Origin of the sequence: Micromonospora sp. NPDC048868, assembly GCF_043198195.1 — a bacterium.
GTDB classification, from domain to species: Bacteria; Actinomycetota; Actinomycetes; order Mycobacteriales; family Micromonosporaceae; genus Micromonospora; species Micromonospora reichwaldensis.
The window spans coordinates 16,210-35,635 of the sequence record NZ_JBICUN010000027.1; the positions used below are offsets into that span (position 1 = coordinate 16,210).

The following is a 19,426-nucleotide window of genomic DNA, read 5'->3' on the forward strand; positions in this document are numbered from 1 at the left end:
GAGGTCGAGAGGCATGACGTGGCAGGTCAGTTGACGGCGGCGACGATCAGGGCGGACGTCGCCGAGATGCTCCACCGTCGCCCGGACGAGAGTTTCGACGCGGAGGATCTGTTCGACTGCGGCCTGGACTCGGTGCGGCTGATGACGCTCATCGAGCGGTGGCGCGACGCCGGCGCCGAGGTCAGCTTCGTCGATCTGGCCGAGCGGCCGACGGTGGAGCACTGGGTGAAGCTGCTGGTGGGCGGCGATGGCTGAGCCGCTGCCGCTGGGCGCCGCCCAGGAGGGCATCTGGACCGGTCAGCAGTTCGACCCGGACAGCCCCGCCTTCAACACCGCCGAGTACGTGGAGATCCGCGGCCCGGTCGACGCGCGGCTGCTGGAGGCGGCCGTGCGCGGGGCCGTCGGCGAGGCCGAGGCACTGAACGTGGTGTTCGAGGAGGACGCCGACGGGCGCCCGTGGCAACGCCCCCGCGACGACGGGTCGTGGCCGCTGCACACCATCGACACCAGCGCCGAGGCGGACCCGCTCGCCGCCGCGACGGCCTGGATGCGCGCGGACCTCGACACCCCCGTCGACCTGCGCAAGGACCCGCTGTTCCGGCAGGCGTTCGTCCGGCTCGGCCCGGACCACCTCCTGTGGTACCAGCGGGTGCACCACATCGCCCTGGACGGGTACGGGCTGTCCCTGGTCGCCCGCCGGGTCGCCGAGCTCTACACCGCCCTCGTCGAGGGGCGTGAACCCCCGCCCCGGACGTTCGGGTCGCTGGCCGCCGTGGTCGACGAGGACCGGGCCTACGCCGACTCGGACAGGTACGCCGCCGCCCGCGAGCACTGGACGTCCCGGGCGCAGGGCAGGCCGGCGCCGGTGGTGCTCGCCCGCCGCACGGGGAAGCTGGCGCGGACGGTGCTGCGCGCCACCGCGGACCTCGACGCCGCCGGCATCGACGCGTTGAAGGCGGTCGCGAAGGCCACCGGAACGACGTGGAGCGAGGCCGTCATCGCGGCCTTCGCGGCGTACCTGCACCGGATGACCGGCGCGGACGAGCTGACGCTCGCGCTGCCGGTCATGTCGCGGCTCGGCTCGGTGTCGCTGCGGGTGCCGTGCATGGTCACCAACGTCGTGCCGCTGTGGGTCCGCGTCGAGCCCACCGCCACGCTGGCGGGCCTCACCGCGCAGGTCGCGGCGGAGCTGCGGGCCGGGCGCCCGCACCTGCGCTACCGCTACGAGCAACTGCGCCGGGACCTGCGGATGGTCGCCAGCGAGCGCAAGCTGTTCGGCCCGTCGGTCAACATCATGCCGTTCGACTACGGCCTGCGCTTCGCCGGGCACCGGGGCGTCGTGCACAACGTCAGCGCCGGGCTCGTCGAGGACTTGGTGGTCCACGTGTACGACCGGGCGGACGGCAGCGGACTGCGGATCGTCCTCGACGCCAACCCGAACTGCTACGACGACGAGGAGCTCACCGGTCACCTGACCCGGTTCCTGGCCTTCCTGCGCCGCGTGACCGACGCCGCCGACACTCCGGTCGCCGACGTCGACCTGCTCCTCGACGGCGAGCGCCGGCTCCTCCTGGAGGAGTGGAACGACACGGCCCGGCCCCTGCCGGCGGTGACCGTACCCGCGCTGTTCGCGGCACAGGCCGCCGCGACGCCGGACCGTACGGCGCTGGTGGCCGGCGACGCCACGCTGACCTTCGCCGAACTCGACCGCCGCGCCGACCGCCTCGCCCACCTGCTCGTCGCCCGGGGGGCCGGCCCCGACCGGCACGTGGGGCTCCTGCTGCCCCGCACCTCCGAGGCGATCGTGGCGCTGCTCGCCGTGCTCAAGGCCGGCGCCGCGTACGTGCCCGTCGACCCGGACCTGCCCGCCCGGCGGGTCGCGGCGATGCTCGCCGACAGCGCACCGGTCGTGCTGCTCGCCACCGAGGCGCTGTGGGCCGGGCACCGGCAGTCGGAGGTACCGGTCCTGCTCGTGGACGCCCCCGCGACCGTCGCGGAGCTGGCCGGGGCGCCCGACGCGCCCGTACCGGACACCGGCCTCGCGCCGGAGCACGCGGCCTGCCTCATCTACACGTCCGGCTCCACCGGCGTGCCGAAGGGCGTCGTCGTCGAGCACCGTGGTCTGGTCAACCTCTTCCACCACCACCGCGACACGATGATCCGGCCGGCGGCCGCCGGCCGGGTGTGCCGGGCCGCGCTGTCCGCGTCGCTGTCGTTCGACACGTCGTGGGAGGGCCTGCTGTGGCTGCTCGACGGCCACGAGCTGCACTTCGTCGACGACGACCGGCGCCGGGACCCCGCCGCGATGCTCGACTACGTCGACCGGCACCAGATCGACTTCATGGACATCACCCCCACGTACGCCGAGGAGCTGGTGGCGAACGGCTTCCTCGACGCCGGCCGGCACCGGCCCGCCGTGCTCGCGCTCGGCGGCGAGGCCACCGGCCCGGCGCTCTGGACGGCCCTGCGCGACGCCGGCACGACCGTCTACAACCTGTACGGCCCCACCGAGTGCACCGTCGACACCCTCTGGTGCCGGCTCTCCGAGAGCGCCGAGCCGATCGTGGGCAGGCCGCTGACCAACACCAGGGCGTACGTGCTGGACCCGGCGCGCGGGCTCGTGCCGCCCGGCACGGTGGGCGAGCTGTACTTCGCCGGGGCGCCGGTCGCCCGCGGCTACCACGACCGTCCGGAGCAGACCGCGGAGCGGTTCGTGACGGATCCCTTCGGGCCCCCGGGCAGCCGGATGTACCGCACCGGCGACCTCGCCCGCTGGCGGCGCGACGGCACCCTGGAGTTCCTCGGCCGCGCGGACGACCAGGTCAAGATCCGGGGCTTCCGCATCGAGCCGGGGGAGATCGAGGCGGTCCTGCTGGCCCACCCCGCGGTCGCCCAGGCGGCGGTGGTGCCCCGCGAGGACGCGCCCGGTCAGGTGCGGCTCGTCGGCTACGTCGTGCCGGTGGGCGACGCCGCGCCGGAGCCCGCCGCGCTGCGGCAGTTCGTGGCGGAGCGGCTGCCCGACTACATGGTGCCGCCCGCGTTCGTCGCGCTGGAGGCGATCCCGCGTACCACGAACGGCAAGCTCGACCGCGCGGCGCTGCCCGCGCCGGACCTGGCCGCGACGGTCGGCGGCCGCGCGCCCCGCGACCACCGCGAGGCGGTGCTGTGCGGTCTCTTCGCCGACCTGCTCGGCCTGCCGGAGGTCGGCATCGACGACGACTTCTTCTCGCTCGGCGGGCACTCCCTGCTCGTCGCCCGGCTGATGGGCCGGGTACGCGCCGAGTTCGGCGTGGAGATCAGCATCCGGACGGTGTTCGAGGCGCCGACCGTCGCGAAGCTCGCGCCGGCGCTCGCCACGGACACCGGCGGCGGCTCGACGGAGGTGCTGCTCCCGCTGCGGACGCGGGGGAGCGGGCCGCCGCTGTTCTGCGTCGCGCCGGCGACCGGGCTGGCGTGGTCGTACGCCGCGCTGCTGGCGAGCCTGCCCGACCGCCCGGTGTACGGACTCCAGTCGGTCACCGCCGCCGGGTGCGCGAGCGTCGCCGACCTGGCCGCCGACCACGTGCGCCGCATCCGTGAGATCCAGCCCGCCGGGCCCTACCACCTGCTCGGCGCCTCGTTCGGCGGCCTGGTGGCCCACGAGATGGCCACGCAGCTCGCGGAGGCCGGCGAGGCGGTGGCCCTGCTCGCGCTGCTCGACTCGTATCCGGTGCCGGCCGCCTGGCGGGACCTGCCGCCGCCCGCCGAGCACGCCGCGGCCGCCGCAGTGCTCGGCCAGGCCGTGCTCGGCGGCCTCGACGAGACGCAGCGTCGCCTCGCGTACGACGCCTTCGCGCGCAACTCGCGGCTCGCCGCCGGCTGGACGCCCCGGCGCCTCGGCGGCGACGTGCTGGTCATCGAGGCGACCGACGGCAAGACACCGGACTGGCCCGGCCCGCGGAGCTGGGAGCCACACGTCGACGGGCGCATCGACGTGCACCGGCTGGACTGCACCCACGACGGCATGCTCGCCGCCGGTCCCCTGGCGCGGGTCGGCGCCGTACTCGCACCTGTCGGCGACCTTCGGAGGGCAACATGAGCGAACGGCGTGAGTGGCTCGGACTCGGCGCGGTTCTCGCCGCGACGTTCATGACCCAGGTGGACGGCTTCGTCGTCAACGTGGCCAGCCCGTCCATCCAGCGCGACCTCGACGCGGGCTTCGACCAGATCCAGTTCGTCGGCGCCGCGTACGTGATCGCCTTCGGGGCCCTGATGGTCACCGGCGCGCGGCTCGGCGACCGGATGGGCCACCGCACGGTGTTCCTCTGGGGCGTCGCCGGCTTCACGGTGACCTCGTTGCTGTGCGGCATCGCGCCGGACGCCGACCTGCTCATCGTGGCCCGCTTCCTGCAGGGCGCCACGGCGGCGTTCATGGCACCCCAGGTGCTCGCGATCATCCGGGCCACGATGCAGGACCCGGACCGGCTGGCGAGGGCCATCAGCGTCTACGGCGTGGTCATCGGCCTGGGCGTGATCAGCGGCATCGCGGGCGGCGGTCTCATCGTCGAGGCCGACCTCTTCGGCCTCGGCTGGCGGCCGGCGCTGCTCATCAACGTGCCCGTCGGGATCGCGATCCTGGCGCTGGGCGGGATCCTTCCGCGTACCGTGCCGAAGGCGCCGCACCGCCTCGACCTCGCGGGCGCGGCGCTCACCATCGTGGCGGCCCCCGCCCTGCTCGTGCCCCTGGTCTTCGGGACGGACGGCTCGCCGTGGCTGTGGCTCGGCGTGCCGCTCGCCCTCGTCCTGGCCGTCGTGCTGGTGCGCCAGCAGCGGCGCCTGCACCGCGAGGGCGGCGAGCCGCTGTTCCCGCCGCGGGTCGTCACCGCCCCCGGGATGCGGCTGTCCCTGCTGACGGTGCTGGCGCTGTTCGCCACGAACTCGGGGCTCTTCCTCGTGTTCACCTACTACCTGCAGACGGGGCTGCGCTTCACGCCGCTCACGGCGGCGCTGATGTTCGTACCGCTCGGGATCGGCTTCTCGCTGGGCTCCGCGGCGAGCCGCCGGGTGGCACGCCTGGTCTCGGCGCCGACCCCGGCCGTGGGCTGCGGCCTGCTCGCCGCCGTCCTGCTGGCCAGCGCGGCCGTCGTCCAGGCGCCCGAGTCCGCGCAGGCGCCCATGCTCGTCGCGGTGGTCACGCTGGCCGGCTTCGGGCAGGGCCTGGTCGTCTCACCCCTGGTGGCCGGGATCCTCGGCCGGGTCAGGCCCGCCGAGGCGGGCGCGGCGTCCGGCATGGCGACCACCGTGACGCAGTTCGGCCTGGCGCTCGGGGTCGCGGTCGCGGGGGTCTGCTACCGCACCGTGCTCGGCGCGACGCCCGGCGACCCCGACGTGCCCTTCGCCGACCACGCGACGGCCTTCGCGGTCACCGCGCTCCTGCTCGCGGCCTCCGCGATCTGCGCCGGCCTGGTCAGTGTCCGTCTGCACCACCTGCCCAAGCCCGCGGCCGCGGCAGCGGAACCGGAAGAGGCGGCGGCGCCGTCGCCCGTCGCCACGTCAACTGCTCGGAGGACCGGATGAAACTCAAGCGACTCCCCCTCGCGGCGGCCATCGCCGCCCTGCTTCTCACGACGGCCTGCTCGACGGCCAAGAGCGAGGCCGGCCAGTCGGACGACCCGCCGAAGGCGGGCTACCCGGTGACGATCACCAACTGCGGCAAGAAGTACACCTACCAGCAGGCGCCGAGCCGCGTGGTCGTGATGAACGGCGGGTCGGTCGCGGAGGTCTCCGCGCTGCTGGAGCTCGGCGTCGCCGACCGGATCGTCGCCAACGCGCAGTCCTACGGCGCCTCCGAGGTCGACGGCCGGGTCGACGCGATCAAGAAGCTGCCGACGGGCAACATCAAGCTCAACGACATGTCGGACATCCCGCGCGAGGCCATGATCGGGCTGACGCCCGACTTCGTGATCTCCACGTACGACGGCGGCTTCCGCGCCGAGGCGGGCTTCGCCACCCGCGACGACCTCGCGGCCGTCGGGGCCAACACGTACGCCCCGAAGAGCTCGTGCGGCGAGGTCGGCACGGTCTCCGGCACGCCGACCGTCGAGGACAGCTACGCGCTGCTGCGCGACCTCGGGGCCATCTTCGGGGTGTCCGAGCGCGCCGAGAAGATCATCGCCGACTCGAAGGCGCGCATCGCCGAGGTCGGGACGAAGACCGCGAGCCTGCCGAAGCAGAAGGTCATGCTGATCATCCCCGGCATGGCGATGGGCGGTGAGTTCAGCTCGGTCGGCGGCAACGGGATCTGGAACGACATCATGGCCAAGTCCGGTGCGGTGAACGCCTTCGAGGGCGCCACCGACCAGATGTTCGCCAACCTCTCCCGCGAGCAGGTCGCCAAGGCCGACGTGGACGTCCTGCTCGTCGTGAACTACATGTCGAAGGATCCGGACGCGGACGCGAAGAAGCTGCTCGCCCAGTTCCCGCAGTGGGACGCGGCGAAGAACAACCGCTACGTCGTGTTGTCCGACTCGATCTACCTCGGCCCCAGCAACCACCTCGCGGTCGCCAAGATCGCGCAGGCCGCGCACCCCGAGGCGTTCTGAGCGCCATGACCACCTTGTCGCGTTCCACGAACGACCGGGTGTCGGCCGCGCCGAAGCGCCCCGCCACCCGGCCGGCCCCCCTGCACGGCGCGCCCCTGCCGCTGTGCCTGCTCGTGCTCGGCGTACTGCTGGTCGTCCTGATCCTCGTCGCGGCGGCCGTCGGCTCGGTGCCGGTCTCCATCGGCGACACCGGCCGGATCGTCTGGGCGCACCTGACCGGGGCGACCCCCGCCGTGGACCCGGCCCACGACCAGATCGTCTGGACCTTCCGGATCCCGCGGGTGCTGCTGGCCGCGCTGTGCGGCGCCGGGCTCGCGGTCGCGGGCGTCGTGTTGCAGGCCCTCGTGGCCAACCCGCTCGCCGACCCCTTCATCCTCGGGGTGTCGGCGGGCGGCTCGGTCGGCGCCGTCACCGTGATGGCGCTGGGCGCCGGCGCGGCCGGCGGACTCGGGGTGTCGGGCGCGGCGTTCGTCGGCGCGATGCTGGCGGTGGCGCTGGTCTTCACCCTCGGGCAGCAGCACGGCCGGCTCAACCCGGTCCGGCTCGTGCTCGCGGGCGTCGCGATCAGCTACGTGTTCACCTCGATCACGAGCCTGCTCCAGTTGCAGACGACGCCCAACAACATGCGCCAGATCATGTTCTGGCTGCTCGGCAGCGTCGCGGGCGCCCGCTGGGAGCAACTCCAGGTCGCGGGCGTGGTCGTCCTCGCGGTGACCGTGCTGCTGACCATGTACGCCCGGCAGTTCAACGCGCTCGTCACCGGCGACGAGTCGGCGACCGCCCTCGGGATCGACGTCAAGCGGCTGCGGATCGTGTCGATCGTCCTGACGTCGCTGCTCGCGGGCGTGCTCATCGCCGTGGCCGGCGGCATCGGCTTCGTCGGGCTGATGGTGCCCCACCTGGTGCGGCTCGCGTTCGGCGTGGACCACCGCCGGGTGCTGCCCCTCGCGGCCCTCGTCGGCGCGGTCTACCTCGTGATCGTCGACCTGCTGTGCCGGACGGTCGACCCGCCGAACGAGTTGCCCCTCAACATCCTGACCGCCCTCTTCGGCGCACCGTTCTTCATCTGGCTGATGCGCCGGGATAGGAGCCTGTCCCACTCATGAAGCTTCAGGTGCAGCAGGTGTGCGTCTCCATCGGTGGTACGCCGATCCTCCGCGACGTCAGCATGGAGGTCGCGCCCGGCGAGGTCGTCGGCCTGATCGGCCCCAACGGCAGCGGCAAGTCCACGCTCCTGCGGACCATCTACCGGTCGGTCCGGCCCGCCGGCGGGCAGGTGCTGCTCGGCGACGAGGACGTCTGGTCGCTGTCGGCGCGGGCGGCCGCGCGGCGGACCGCCGCCGTGTTGCAGAACAGCCCCACCCCGCCGGGCCTGACCGTGCGGGAGGTCGCCGCGTTGGGCCGGACCCCGCACAAGGGGGTGTTCGACCGCGAGACGGCCGACGACAACGACATCGTCGCCGACGCACTGGAGCGCACCGGCATGCTGGGGCACGCGGACCGGATCTACGGCTCGCTGTCCGGCGGCGAGCGGCAGCGGGTGCTGCTCGCCCGGGCGCTGGCCCAGCAGCCGCAGCTCCTGGTGCTCGACGAGCCGACCAACCACCTGGACATCCGGGCCCGGTTCGAGCTGTTGGAACTGGTGCACACGCTGGCCGTCACCACGCTGGCGGTGCTGCACGACCTGGACCTCGCGGTGCGCAGCTGCGACCGCCTCGTCGTGCTGGACCGCGGTGAGGTGGTCGCGTCGGGGCCGGTGCTGGAGGCGCTCACGCCCCAGGTGCTGTCCGAGGTCTTCGGGGTCACCGCCGAGACGGAACGTCACGACGACGGGGTCGTCCGCGTCACGTACGGTGCCCGGCCGCTGGCCAAGACGGGCTGAGCCGGGTGCGGCGGACATGCCCACCGCCCGGCCGGACCCGGCCGGGCGGCGCCCCGTCGGGCGGGCGGCGCGCCCCGGGCGGGCGGCCCTCGTCGGGCGCGTGCCCGACGCCGCCTTCCCCGCGCCCGTGCGCCGCGCGGTCCCCGGGACGCCCGGCACGCTGGCCGAACGGTTCCATCGAATTCTGGTTCCCGGCGATGAGGCCGGCTGGACTGCCACTGGAATCCGTTCTTCTCGGCATCCCGCATGGTTACCGTGAATTCATGTCGGAGCCACTGGAAGAAAGCGCGGTCACGGCTCTGGCCCTGGCCGTCGGGCGCGGCGACCGTTCCGCGGCGGATCCTCTCGTGCGCAGCACGCAGCGTGACGTCTGGCGATTCCTGGTCTACCTGGTGGGGCACGCCGACGCCGAGGACCTGACGCAGGAGACGTTCGTCCGCGCGCTGGGCAGCGCGCACCTGTTCACCGGGCGCCACCACGCACGGTCCTGGCTGCTGGCCATCGCGCGGCACGTGGCCGCCGACCACTTCCGCGCCGCCGCGAGCCGGCCCCGGATCGTGTCCAACCAGGACTGGCAGGCCACCGCGGAGCGTTCCGCGGCCCACCACCTGCCCGGCCCGGACGACACGGTCGCGCTCAACCTCGCGGTACGCACGCTGCCCGCGGCCCGCCGCGACGCGTTCGTGCTCACCCAGGTCGTCGGCCTCGGCTACGCGGAGGCGGCCGAGTTGTGCGGCTGTCCCGTCGGCACGATCCGCTCCCGCGTCGCGCGGGCCCGCCGCGACCTCGTGTCGCTCCTGGCACCGGCCCCGCGGCGGCGTCCGGCGCTGCCCCGGTAGGCCCTCGCCACCGCGCGGCGGCCCCCGCGTCAAATGTCCCTACTAGAGGATATGACGTGACGGTGGCAAATGTTCCCTAGCATCGATTAGGACCCTTTCGCGCTGCGGCGGCCAGGGGTGGACGGCTTGACGGCCGTCATTTTTTTGTGGAAAGGTCGACCCTCAAGGGGGAAGGTGTCCGTAAGGGCACATCGCAATTCGGGGCCGGGAATCCGTCAAAAACGTTTGCGTTGCGTAACAACTCTGTGGGGTGCGACGCCTGTCGGCGTCCGATCGGCCGCACCGGGTTCTTGCGCGGGTCGACGAGGCACTCCCGCCCTCGGGTCGATCACTGGGGAGTGTGTCGTGGTTGTTGGATCGACGCCCGCTACCGGGCATCGCGGCTGGCGGGGGGCCGGCCACACCGGGTACGGGGCCAGTTGGCCTCTGGGCGTACGCCGGCTGCGCTAGAGCAAACGAGAGCGCTGCTGCCGTGAACCTCTCCGTCACACCAGGGCGCTCATCATCGCGAGGGGCCGCGCCGCTACCGGCGCCCCGTCTCGCGATGGGCGTCGTCACCGCCGTCTTCGCAAGCATCAGTCTCATCGGCTTCATCCACGTCATGTTCCTGCCGGTCGGTCCGGTGGCCATCGCGCTGTCGTTCACGTGCATCGCCGTCCTGATGGCGATGCAGTTGCTGTGGTACGGCCGGGACAACGGACGCCTGCGCACGCCGCTGGGCTACGGCGTCCTCGCCACCCAGGCCGCGCTGGTCTACCTGCCGATCCTGACCTTCGGGCAGGCGTGGGTCGGCATGCCGGGCTTCCTGGCGGGCAGCGTGCTGCTCGTGCTACGGGCGGTCACGGCGTGGGTGACCTTCGTCCTCATCGTCGCCTCGATGGCCGTCGCCCAGTGGATCTTCACCCGCGCGCCGATCGACATGCTCTACACCGCGATCTCCACCGTCACGACGGGGCTCGTGGTGTACGGGTTGTCCCGGCTGACCGCCCTCGTCGTCGAGGTGCAGGAGAGCCGTGCGGAGATCGCCCGCATGGCGGTGCTGCGGGAGCGACTGCGGTTCGCCCGCGACCTGCACGACCTGCTCGGCTACAGCCTGTCCGCCATCTCGCTCAAGATCGAGCTGGTGCACCGGCTGATGGAGAAGTCACCGCAGGAGGCGAGCGACCAGCTGCTGGAGATCCTGGAGATATCGCGGGTCGCGCTCTCCGACGCGCGGACCGTCGCCAGTGGCTACCGCGAACTGTCGCTGGAGGAGGAGTGCCGGTCCGCCGTGTCCGTGCTGTCCGCCGCGGACATCCAGGTGCGGCTGGACAGCGACCACCTGGACCTGCCGGTCCAGGTGAGCACGGTGCTCGCCACGGTGCTGCGGGAGGGGGTGACCAACATCCTGCGGCACAGCAAGGCCAAGCGCTGCGACATCACCATCCGGCAGACGCAGGACGACGCCTGGATCGAGATCGTGAACGACGACCTGGCCGTCGGGCCGCCCAGGGATCCGGGCAGCGGTCGGAACGGGCTGCGCAACCTGTGCGTACGCGCCGAGGAGATCGGCGGCTCGCTGACGGTCGACCAGCAGCCGGACCAGTTCCGGCTCTGCGCCAGGGTGCCCCTGCGGCTGGAGCGCCACGGGGCGACCCGGTCACAACCAGCCGGCCTCCCGGGCGACCCGGATGGCGTCGACGCGGTTGCGCGCGGAGAGCTTGTTGACGATCGTGGTCAGGTAGTTGCGGACGGTGCCGACTGACAGGAACATCTGCGCCGCGATGTCGACGGCCTGGAGTCCCTCCGCCGTGAGGCGGAGGACTTCGGTCTCGCGCGACGTGAGGGGGCACTCGGCGCTGTCCCAGGCGGACATCGCGAGCTGGCTGTCGACGACCCGGCGGCCGGCGGCGACGCTGCGGATGGCGTCGACCAGCTGCTCGGTGGGGGCGTCCTTCAGCAGGAAGCCGGTCGCCTTCGCGGACAACGCCCGGCGCAGGGTGCCCGGTCGGCCGAGCGCGGTCAGGACCAGGGTGCGGATCTCCGGCAGGTGGGCCTGGATGTCGGCGATGGCGGAGAGCCCGTCCTTGCCCGGCAGGTCGATGTCGATCACGGCGACGTCGGGCCGGAACCGCCGCGCCATGGGGAGGATCTCCGTGCCCGAGGCGACCGCGGCGACGACCTCGATGTCCGGCTCCAGGTTGAGCAACGCGACCAGCGCATCGCGGACCATGTGCATGTCCTCGGCCAACAACACCTTGATCAACTTGGCATCCCCTGTCGGGCCGGCGCAATTAACCCCGTTCTATCACGCGCCCGCACACATCCTGAATGCTGTTTTCGTGCCCGCCCGCGAAGTGTCGCCGAGCCATTTGCCGACGGTCGATCGGACCATTCACATTCCGTGCACGCCCAGGTACTCGTCGTTACAGGACATGTCGTTTTCGGGTAGTCCGATGGCGAATTCGCCGACTCCGACCTCCGCCGGCCAGTCGAGCCCGAACGCCGATGCGGAGACCCTGGCGTCGCCCATGGTCAGGGCGCACGTGGCGAGCCCGAGCATCGTGGCGACGAGGCAGAGCGTCTGCTGGAGCATGCCGACGTGCTTCAGGGTGGTGGCGTAGGAGATGCTGTCGTACACCCAGGAGAGCCTGCCCACCCGCGCGGTCATGGTGATCAGCACCGGCGGGGGCCGCCGGCCCCCGACGGACACCCGGGCGTTGTCGAGCATCTCGTCGATGTCCGCCGGACTGGCGTTGACGAGGGTCAGCGCGTGCTCGACCGGGCTGTAGTGGTAGATCCCGCGCCGCAGGTCCGGGCAGCGGTCCACCGTCAGGTACAACTCCAGCTCGTACAGCGAACCCGCGCTTGGATACGGCCGTCGCGTCACCGTGTACCGCACGTTGTCGGGAGCCGTGGCCACCGTCTGCATCCGGACCCGCGCCGCGTGGAACAGCAGTTCCCCGAGTTCGCGGGTCGACGGCGCCGCCTCGGCGAACGTGCGGGTGGACCGGCGCCGGTCGACGGCCTCGGTGAGCGTCATCCCGTGCGGAACCGAGACAGGCGGCCGGTACATCGGGATCCGCGGCCCGGCGGGGGCCGGCTTGACGGCGGCCGGGGGCGGCAGGGCCGCGACGTGACGGAACGTCGCGCCGGCGGGGTCGTCGTGCGTGCCGAGCCTGCTGCGCGAGTGGAACAGCAGGTCGTACGGCGACCACATCGCCAGCGTGGGGTCGGAGTCCTCGGGGAACCGCGACGTGCCGGCCGCACCGACGACGACCATGCCCGCGCCGACCAGGTAGGCGACGACGTCGGCCACCCCGGGGAGCGCCAGGTCGACCCGCCGCGCCACCTCGACGACGGTGGTCGCGCGGGGGAGCGCGCCGAGCACCAGCGACACCTGCGGCCGGTGCAGCACCACCCGGTGGTGCGACAGCGGGGACTCGAGCACCAGCTCGCCGTCCCGCTGGTGGGCGAACGCGAAACGGGACAGCCTGACCGGCTGGTCCTCGGCGACCTCCGGCAGCTCGAACACCCCCAGCGGGGACACCGGCTGGACGGACAGCAGCGGCACCGGCGAGTCCCGCGAGCCGAGCGAGCGGACTATCCGGCCGGGCAGCCGGTCGAGGAGCGACCGGAGGGCGCGCCCGTCCAGCCCGGCGACGTTGCCGAGCGCGACCGGCCCGTAGGTCATGCGGTGCAGGACCTCCTCGACGGCGGGCGCGGGGCGGCCCACCGGGACGTCGCCCCAGCGGGTGAGGATGGTCAGACTGCCGTCCTCAGCCGTCTCGATGGTCACGTCGTCCCGGAAGGACCACAGCGACAGGCTCGGTCCGGGGCGGGACGTGTCGGCGTCGGATGGCAACCTGGCTCCTCGACGGGCGTGGCTGGGGCCACGTGCACCCCGCTCTACACGAAAAGTGGTATCGGGTTGAGGTTCTCGTACTCCGTGGGGCGGTCGAGCCTGCCGAGCTGCACCGGGACGTCGAACAGTCTGCCCGGCGCGAACCTCGCCCAGAAGCCGCGCATCCCCGGCACGATGGCCTTCACGACGGGGAGCCCGACGTCCGGGCGGGTCTGGTCGAGCACGAGCACGTCGAGTCCCAGTGCCTCCAACCTGTGCTGCACCGAGCGGACGTCGGCCAGCAGATCGTCCGTCGGGGTGTGGCGGTAGTCGGCGAGCCGGCGCGCCGGCACCGCCGGATCGGGCCGCAGGTAGGCGTCCCCGGCCCAGGTGGCGGTGCGCCACCACCGTACGGCGTCCGGATCGGACCAGCCGTACCCGCCGTCGTCGTCGCCGCCGACCTCCGCCACGGTCGGCATCAACTGGTTCATCTCGGTGAGCGCGCGGACCAGCGCCGCCCGCGGGTCGGGGTGGGTGCCGAAGCCGAACATGATGTCCTCGCACCGCTTGTCGGTGCGCCGGGACAGCGCGGCCATGGTGGGGATCCCGACGTCCGACGACACGTCCAGCACCCACACCTCGCGGTGCAGGCCCGCGTAGACCTCCCGCAGCTCGTCGATCCAGCGGTCGCGGAAGCTGTCCAGGTCGACCGCCGGGGCCTGGGTGCGGTTGTACCACCAGAGGGCCACCGCGTCGCGCTCCACGACCTCCAGCAGGCCCTGGAGCAGCGCGTCCTCCAGGCTGCTGCCGGCGGCGTTGCCGTTGGAGTCCGCGCACAGCGACATGCCGCCGTGCTGCTCCGGCACGTTGAAGTAGAGCATCGAGGTGGGCAGCAGGCGGTGCCGCTGCTCGGTGAGCGACCACACCGGGGTCCAGCTCGTCACGGCCGCGTCGTCGAACGGCGCGCACACGTACTGGAACGGCGAGCAGGTGGCGTTCCAGCGGTCGCGGTCGGCGTACTGCCGCTCGTCGAACAGCAGGCAGTCGTCGGGATGGACGGCGGTGTCGGCCAGCTCGGCGTAGCTGCCGGTGACCCGGGCCTCGTCGCCGTGGAAGTACGCGCTGTGCCGCTCGATGGCCTCGCACAGCGCGCTCACCTCGGCGTGCACGGGGGTCACGCCCTTGCCGCCGTTCTCGGCCCGCAGCGCGAAACGCATCTGCTCGGCGTTCCTGCGGGTGGTCATCGCGAGATTCGGGCCGGAGCGGAACGAGTTGAAGAAGGCCGGGCCCCGCCCGTCGCGGGTGATCTCCTTGACCACGCCGCTGACCGGGCTCACCAGGTGCCCGTAGTCGCGCAGCACCTGCTCCGGCGGCAGGGCGCGGTGGCTGCCGCCGCTGCGGGACGCCTTCGGCCGGCTGCGCAGCGGCACGGGGCGGAACGCCCGGTCCCGCTCGATGCCGGGGTCGCCGCACTCGGGGCACTGCGGCCGGGCGCGCACCTCGTGGTGGGCGCCGCGCAGGGTGACGCTGTCCAACGTCCACACCGCGCGCTGCCCGTCGTGCCGGAGCCCGGCCGTCCACTTCGCGGCCTCCAACGCCACCAGGTGCAGGGCGGCGGCGCCGAGCGGGGGCAGCGACACCGGCGGGGTGCCGATCTCCGTGCCGGGGCCGACGACGGCGCGCAGGCGCGTCTCGGCCTGGCGGTGGCCGCGCAGCCGGTGCCCCAGGCAGTGCCAGCACCCCGTCGCGGCGACGGGGTCGAACACGGGCCCCACCCACACCTGTGCGCCGCCCGGCTTCGCGAGGAGCCAGGGCCGGCGGGCCGCGCGATGCGCGGCGTCGACGGCAGCCAACCCCTCGTCGAGGTAGTCCTCACAGAGCACAATCGATAAGTCGGCGGGCGGGGCCGAAAAGTTCCCGGACACCGGCGTCACCGTCAACCCGGCCGCGCGCAGCGCGTCTGTCGCCGCCACGGCATCCTCCGCACGGCCGCCGACGCGGACGAGGTCGACCCGGGCGGCGGCGGTGGCCCGTACGGCGGCGGTGGGGTCCAGACCCGCCGCCTCCCAGTACGCGAGCGCGGGCTCGTCGGCCTCCGCCTCCCGCGCCGGCCGCAGCGTCACCAGGCCGGCGTCGACGAGCCGCCGGACCACCGTGCCGATCTCGGCAGGTGACATCCCGGCCGGACTGTCCCGGACGAGTTCCGTCAGGTCGCGGGTGCCGTCGAGCAGTGGGGCCAGGGCCTCGACGTGCGCCCCGCTGACCGAGGTCGCTCCGCGCTCGGAGAGCAGGTAGACCGCGTCACCGCGTACCACATGGGCCCGCAGGTGCCGCTTGAACCCGACGCGCAGCTGTGCATCCCCACCCGACATGGTTGCTCCCTGCTCGACCAGTGCCGCTCCAGCGACACTCCAGCGTGCCTCCAGCCAGCCTCGCGGCAGCGCAGGCTGCGGACAAGTGCCGCGGTCACATGCTGCCCCCTCGTTTGGTCATGCCCGTCCATGACGCGGTCACTATCGGCTCGACCTTCGCTTGGAATAGCGTGGAAGCCTGTCCTGACTCCCCCTGGTCGGAATCGTCGCTCCCGTCACGGAACCAGTACGCCGACACGCTCGTCGGCGGTGGAAAGTGCGGTGGATCCGACTGATAGCGAGGTCGGCGAAATGATTACCAAGTTTGCGGAACTGGGATCGATGTCGCACGAGGAGAAACTGACGCTCCTCGCCGCGTTGCTGGAGTCGGCGGCCGAACCCGCGACGGAAGTCCGGCGCCCCGAGCCGCCGCCGGTCGTGCCGCCCCGGCACCCGGCGGGGAACCCGCTCGCCGGGCTGCGGTTCGAACTGCTCGGCCCGCTCGTCATCCGGCACGACGGGGTCGACATCGCACCGAGCGCACCGAAGCTGCGGCTGGTCCTGTCCGCGTTGCTGTTCAACGTGAACCAGCCGGTCGGCGCGTCGGTGCTCGTCCGGGAGCTGTGGAGCACGGGGGCGCCCCGCACCGCCCACGCCACCCTCCAGACGTACATGTTCAAGGTGCGCAAGCTCTTCCGCGGCGTGCTCGGCGGCTCCGTCGAGGACATCGCACGCGACGTCCTGCTCACCTGCTCCGGGGGCTACACGCTGCGGGCGGACCCGAAGCAGCTCGACATCGTCGAGTTCGACGAGCTGGTCACGGCGGGCACCGCGGCGATGCACGCGGGCGACTACGAACAGGCGGGCGCGCACCTGCGCCGGTCGCTGGCGCTCTGGCGCGGCAACGTCGTGCACCAGGGCCAGTGGGGCCCGCAACTGCGCGCCCAGGCCGCGCGGCTCGAGGAGCGGCGGTTCTACGCGTACACCACCAGGATCGACGCCGACCTCTGCCTGGGCCGGCACCGGGAGGCGACCTCCGAGCTCGCGTCGCTGGTCGTGGAGCACCCGCTGCACGAGTCGGCGCACACGATGCTGATGCTCGCGCTGCACCGGTCGGGGCGCACGCCGGCGGCGCTGGAGGTCTACCTGCGGTTCCGGCGGCGGATGATGAACGAACTCGGCATCGAGCCCTCGGAGCGGATCCAGGCGCTGCACCTGGCGCTGCTGTCGACCGACCCGCTGCTCGCGGACCTGTCGCTCACCTCCGACATGCTGCTGGACCGGCTCGTCGGCCGGGTCCGCCACGGGCGTCGGCTGAGTTCTTCCGCTGTTACCGGCTGATGGGCCGGCCGCGATTACCTTCAATTTCGCACTCGTGCGCAAAGGAGGAATAGCAATGACCACATCGCCGGTGAAGAACAGTGCGCCTATCGGGCGTACGACATTTGCCAACGACCCGGGACTGCTTTCGGACGTGCTGCGCCCGTACGCGAGGCCGAAGACCCAGTACCTGAAGTCCGCGACGGTCACCGTCGCCAACGGGCTGGCGAGCGCGGAGGGCGAGTTCGCCATCCCGTACCCGTGCTACATCGACGACACCGGTCACCTCAACTCGGTCGAGGTGAACATCTGCTTCAACCAGCTCATGTACTACCTGATCGCCAAGTGCGTCCAGGACCGGGCGGTGCCCGCGCTGGCCGCGTGGACGATGGAGGACTACTGGGCCAAGCAGCTGCCGGACATGCTCATCGCGAACTTCACCAGCAGGTTCCGCCGGCCGATCGACTCGTCGTCGTTCCACGGCGAGGTCTCCTTCGCCGAGTTCAGCGAGCGCAACCGCAGCAAGCCGGTGCAGATCATCGACATGCCGTGGCGCTTCTGGGACACCCAGGGTGGCGTCGCCGACGGCGAGGTACGGATGGCGCTGGTCAACCCGCCCGGCATGCGTTTCCAGGCCGACGCGGCGTGAGCCGCCCCCACCCGTACGTCCCCTGAGGAGGACCCCGGTGACTGTTCAGTTGCGCACCCTCGTCGACGTGGTGCGCAGGCACGCCGTCCAGCAGCCGGACGTCGTCGCCATGGTCTGCGAGGGCCGGCGCGTCGACTACGCCACCCTGCACCGCGTCAGCAACCAGGTCGCGCGCGCCCTCCAGGCGGCGGGCCTGCGCCCCGGTGACCGCATCGCCTACCTGGGCAGGGAGTCCGAGCACTACTACGAGCTGCTCTTCGGCGCCGCGAAGACGGGCGTGGTGCTGGTGCCGATCAACTGGCGGCTGGCCGCCGGCGAGGTCGAGCACATCCTGCGCGACTCGGGCGCGGCCCTGCTCTTCGTCGACTCGGACTCGGCCGCCGTCGCCGAGAAGCTGGCGGCGGAACTGCCGACGCTGACCGGGGTGGTCGCGCTCGACGAGCCGGGTGCCGCCGGGGCCGGCTTCACCGCCTGGGTGTCGGCGCAACCGGACGCGAACGTGCTGGCCAGGGTCACCCCCGACACGCCGCTGGTGCAGATGTACACCAGCGGCACGACGGGCCTGCCGAAGGGCGTCGTCCTCGCGCACCGCAGCTTCTTCGCGGTACGCCAGGCGCTCGCCTCGGCGGAGCTGGACTGGATCGACTGGCGCGAGGGCGACGTCAGCCTCGTCGGCATGGCCGGTTTCCACATCGGCGGCCTGTGGTGGGCGACGCAGGGCTTCGTGTCGGGCGTGACGAACGTGGTGATGCGCGAGTTCACCACGGCGGGCGCGGTCGAGCTGATCAGGACGCTGCGCGTCACCACCGCCTGCCTGGTGCCCGCGATGCTGCGGCTGCTGCTGGCGGAGCCCGGCGTGTCGAAGGAGGACTTCACCTCGCTGCGCAAGGTGGTCTACGGCGGCGCGCCCATCTCGGCGGCGCTGCTGGCCCGCTGCGTCGAGGGCTTCGGCTGCGAGTTCGCCCAGATCTACGGCCTGACCGAGACCGGCAACACGGCCATCTGCCTGCCCCCGGCCGACCACACGCCGGACAGCGGCCGGATGCAGGCGGCGGGGCGCCCCTACCCGGGTTTCGAGGTCAAGATCGCCGACAGCCGGGGCGAGCCGCTGCCGCCCGGCGAGATCGGCGAGGTCTGGCTGCGTACGCCGGCGGCGATGGTCGAGTACTGGAACCTGCCCGAGGCCACGGCGAAGACGCTCGTCGACGGCTGGGTGGTCACCGGCGACGCGGGCGTGCTGGACGAGGACGGCTACCTGTTCATCCGGGACCGGATCAAGGACATGATCATCGTGGCGGGGGAGAACGTCTACCCGGCGGAGGTCGAGCACGTCATCGGGCGCCACCCGCTGGTCGCCGAGTCGGCCGTCGTGGGCGTGCCGGACGAGCGCTGGGGCGAGGCCGTGCACGCGTTCGTGGTGCCGGTGGAGGGGCAGCAGCTCACCGAGAGCGACCTCGCCCTGCACCTGCGCGGCAAGCTCGCCGCCTTCAAGCAGCCCCTGCACTACGAGTTCATCGACCGGGTGCCGCGCAACCCCAGCGGCAAGATCCTGCGCCGCGAGCTGCGCGAGCGATTCTGGCAGGGTCACGAGCGCAGGGTGAGCTGATCGCGATGACCGCCGAGCGCGAATGCCGCGCCCCGCTGCACCGGCTGCCCCGGCCGGCAGGGTGGCGCGGCACCACGCTGCTCGACACCACGCCGCTCGACGCCCTCGCCGAGGTCGCCGCCATCCACCGCACGACGATCGCGGCGCCCGGCGGGACCGGACGCCGCGAACCCGTGGCGCGGGGCGTCGCAGACCACGCGCGGGTCGTGGGCGGCCCCGACCGCGCACCCGACCCCGGCGTGGTCGCCGAGGTCGTCCGCCCGGAGGACACCCGGGCCCGTCCCGTGTCCGCGCTCGCCGCCGGCCCCGCCCGGCGGCGCGGTGCGCACGGGCGCATCCCGCTCTAGCACACGATCCCCCACCGGTCCGCCCTTG

At 72.7% G+C, this 19,426-nt stretch carries 15 protein-coding genes; 12 read left to right on the plus strand and 3 right to left on the minus strand.

The genetic code is table 11. The features are described from left to right. Positions 1-18: 18 nt before the first annotated feature. From ACGFNF_RS28530 to ACGFNF_RS28565, 8 genes are all read left to right on the plus strand, one after another. Positions 19-255, plus strand: coding sequence for a phosphopantetheine-binding protein (locus ACGFNF_RS28530; protein ID WP_393171899.1), 237 nt, complete (start codon positions 19-21; stop codon positions 253-255). Then, positions 248-4,078 carry an amino acid adenylation domain-containing protein gene (locus tag ACGFNF_RS28535; protein ID WP_393171901.1) on the plus strand — a complete coding sequence of 1,277 codons (3,831 nt, stop codon included), beginning with the start codon at positions 248-250 and terminating at the stop codon, positions 4,076-4,078. The genes ACGFNF_RS28530 and ACGFNF_RS28535 overlap by 8 nt, the downstream gene beginning before the upstream one ends. Then, the gene (locus ACGFNF_RS28540) at positions 4,075-5,556 is read left to right on the plus strand and encodes an MFS transporter (RefSeq protein ID WP_357579765.1); all 1,482 of its coding nucleotides are present in this window, start codon (positions 4,075-4,077) and stop codon (positions 5,554-5,556) included. Before ACGFNF_RS28535 ends, ACGFNF_RS28540 begins: the two co-directional genes overlap by 4 nt. Beyond that, positions 5,553-6,581, plus strand: a complete 1,029-nt coding sequence (locus ACGFNF_RS28545; protein WP_357579764.1) for an ABC transporter substrate-binding protein — start codon at positions 5,553-5,555, stop codon at positions 6,579-6,581. The genes ACGFNF_RS28540 and ACGFNF_RS28545 overlap by 4 nt, the downstream gene beginning before the upstream one ends. A 5-nt stretch (positions 6,582-6,586) precedes the next feature. Then, positions 6,587-7,687 carry an iron ABC transporter permease gene (locus ACGFNF_RS28550; protein WP_357579763.1) on the plus strand — a complete coding sequence of 367 codons (1,101 nt, stop codon included), beginning with the start codon at positions 6,587-6,589 and terminating at the stop codon, positions 7,685-7,687. Then, the gene (locus tag ACGFNF_RS28555; protein WP_357579762.1) at positions 7,684-8,463 is read left to right on the plus strand and encodes an ABC transporter ATP-binding protein; all 780 of its coding nucleotides are present in this window, start codon (positions 7,684-7,686) and stop codon (positions 8,461-8,463) included. The genes ACGFNF_RS28550 and ACGFNF_RS28555 overlap by 4 nt, the downstream gene beginning before the upstream one ends. Before the next feature lie 263 nt (positions 8,464-8,726). Further along, a complete protein-coding gene (locus ACGFNF_RS28560) occupies positions 8,727-9,302 on the plus strand; it encodes a sigma-70 family RNA polymerase sigma factor (protein ID WP_357579761.1) in 576 nt (191 codons plus the stop codon). Between the two features lie 544 nt (positions 9,303-9,846). Continuing rightward, a complete protein-coding gene (locus tag ACGFNF_RS28565; protein ID WP_357579760.1) occupies positions 9,847-11,046 on the plus strand; it encodes a histidine kinase in 1,200 nt (399 codons plus the stop codon). On the opposite strand, the gene ACGFNF_RS28570 is transcribed toward ACGFNF_RS28565, so the two are convergent. From ACGFNF_RS28570 to ACGFNF_RS28580, 3 genes are all read right to left on the minus strand, one after another. After that, positions 10,942-11,547 carry a response regulator transcription factor gene (locus tag ACGFNF_RS28570; protein ID WP_357579759.1) on the minus strand — a complete coding sequence of 202 codons (606 nt, stop codon included), beginning with the start codon at positions 11,545-11,547 and terminating at the stop codon, positions 10,942-10,944. The genes ACGFNF_RS28565 and ACGFNF_RS28570 overlap by 105 nt on opposite strands. Before the next feature lie 129 nt (positions 11,548-11,676). After that, positions 11,677-13,146: a SagB family peptide dehydrogenase gene (locus ACGFNF_RS28575; protein WP_357579758.1), complete on the minus strand. Its 1,470-nt coding sequence runs from the start codon at positions 13,144-13,146 to the stop codon at positions 11,677-11,679. Between the two features lie 44 nt (positions 13,147-13,190). Continuing rightward, a complete protein-coding gene (locus ACGFNF_RS28580) occupies positions 13,191-15,497 on the minus strand; it encodes a TOMM precursor leader peptide-binding protein (RefSeq protein WP_357579757.1) in 2,307 nt (768 codons plus the stop codon). Between the two features lie 291 nt (positions 15,498-15,788). On the opposite strand from ACGFNF_RS28580, the gene ACGFNF_RS28585 reads away from it, so the two are divergent. Genes ACGFNF_RS28585 through ACGFNF_RS28600 form a run of 4 tightly spaced genes read left to right on the plus strand, consistent with a single transcriptional unit; the run spans position 15,789 to position 19,398 of the window. Next, entirely contained in the window at positions 15,789-16,817 is a 1,029-nt protein-coding gene (locus ACGFNF_RS28585; RefSeq protein WP_165947957.1) for an AfsR/SARP family transcriptional regulator, read from the plus strand. 55 nt (positions 16,818-16,872) lie between these two features. Then, positions 16,873-17,445, plus strand: a complete 573-nt coding sequence (locus tag ACGFNF_RS28590; RefSeq protein ID WP_357579756.1) for an FcoT family thioesterase — start codon at positions 16,873-16,875, stop codon at positions 17,443-17,445. Positions 17,446-17,482: 37 nt separating this feature from the next. After that, complete coding sequence (locus tag ACGFNF_RS28595) at positions 17,483-19,051, plus strand: fatty acid--CoA ligase (protein ID WP_357579755.1); 1,569 nt, start codon at positions 17,483-17,485, stop codon at positions 19,049-19,051. Positions 19,052-19,056: 5 nt separating this feature from the next. Further along, positions 19,057-19,398 (plus strand): hypothetical protein, encoded by a 342-nt coding sequence (locus ACGFNF_RS28600; protein ID WP_357579754.1) that lies wholly within the window; start codon positions 19,057-19,059, stop codon positions 19,396-19,398. Positions 19,399-19,426: the final 28 nt, after the last annotated feature.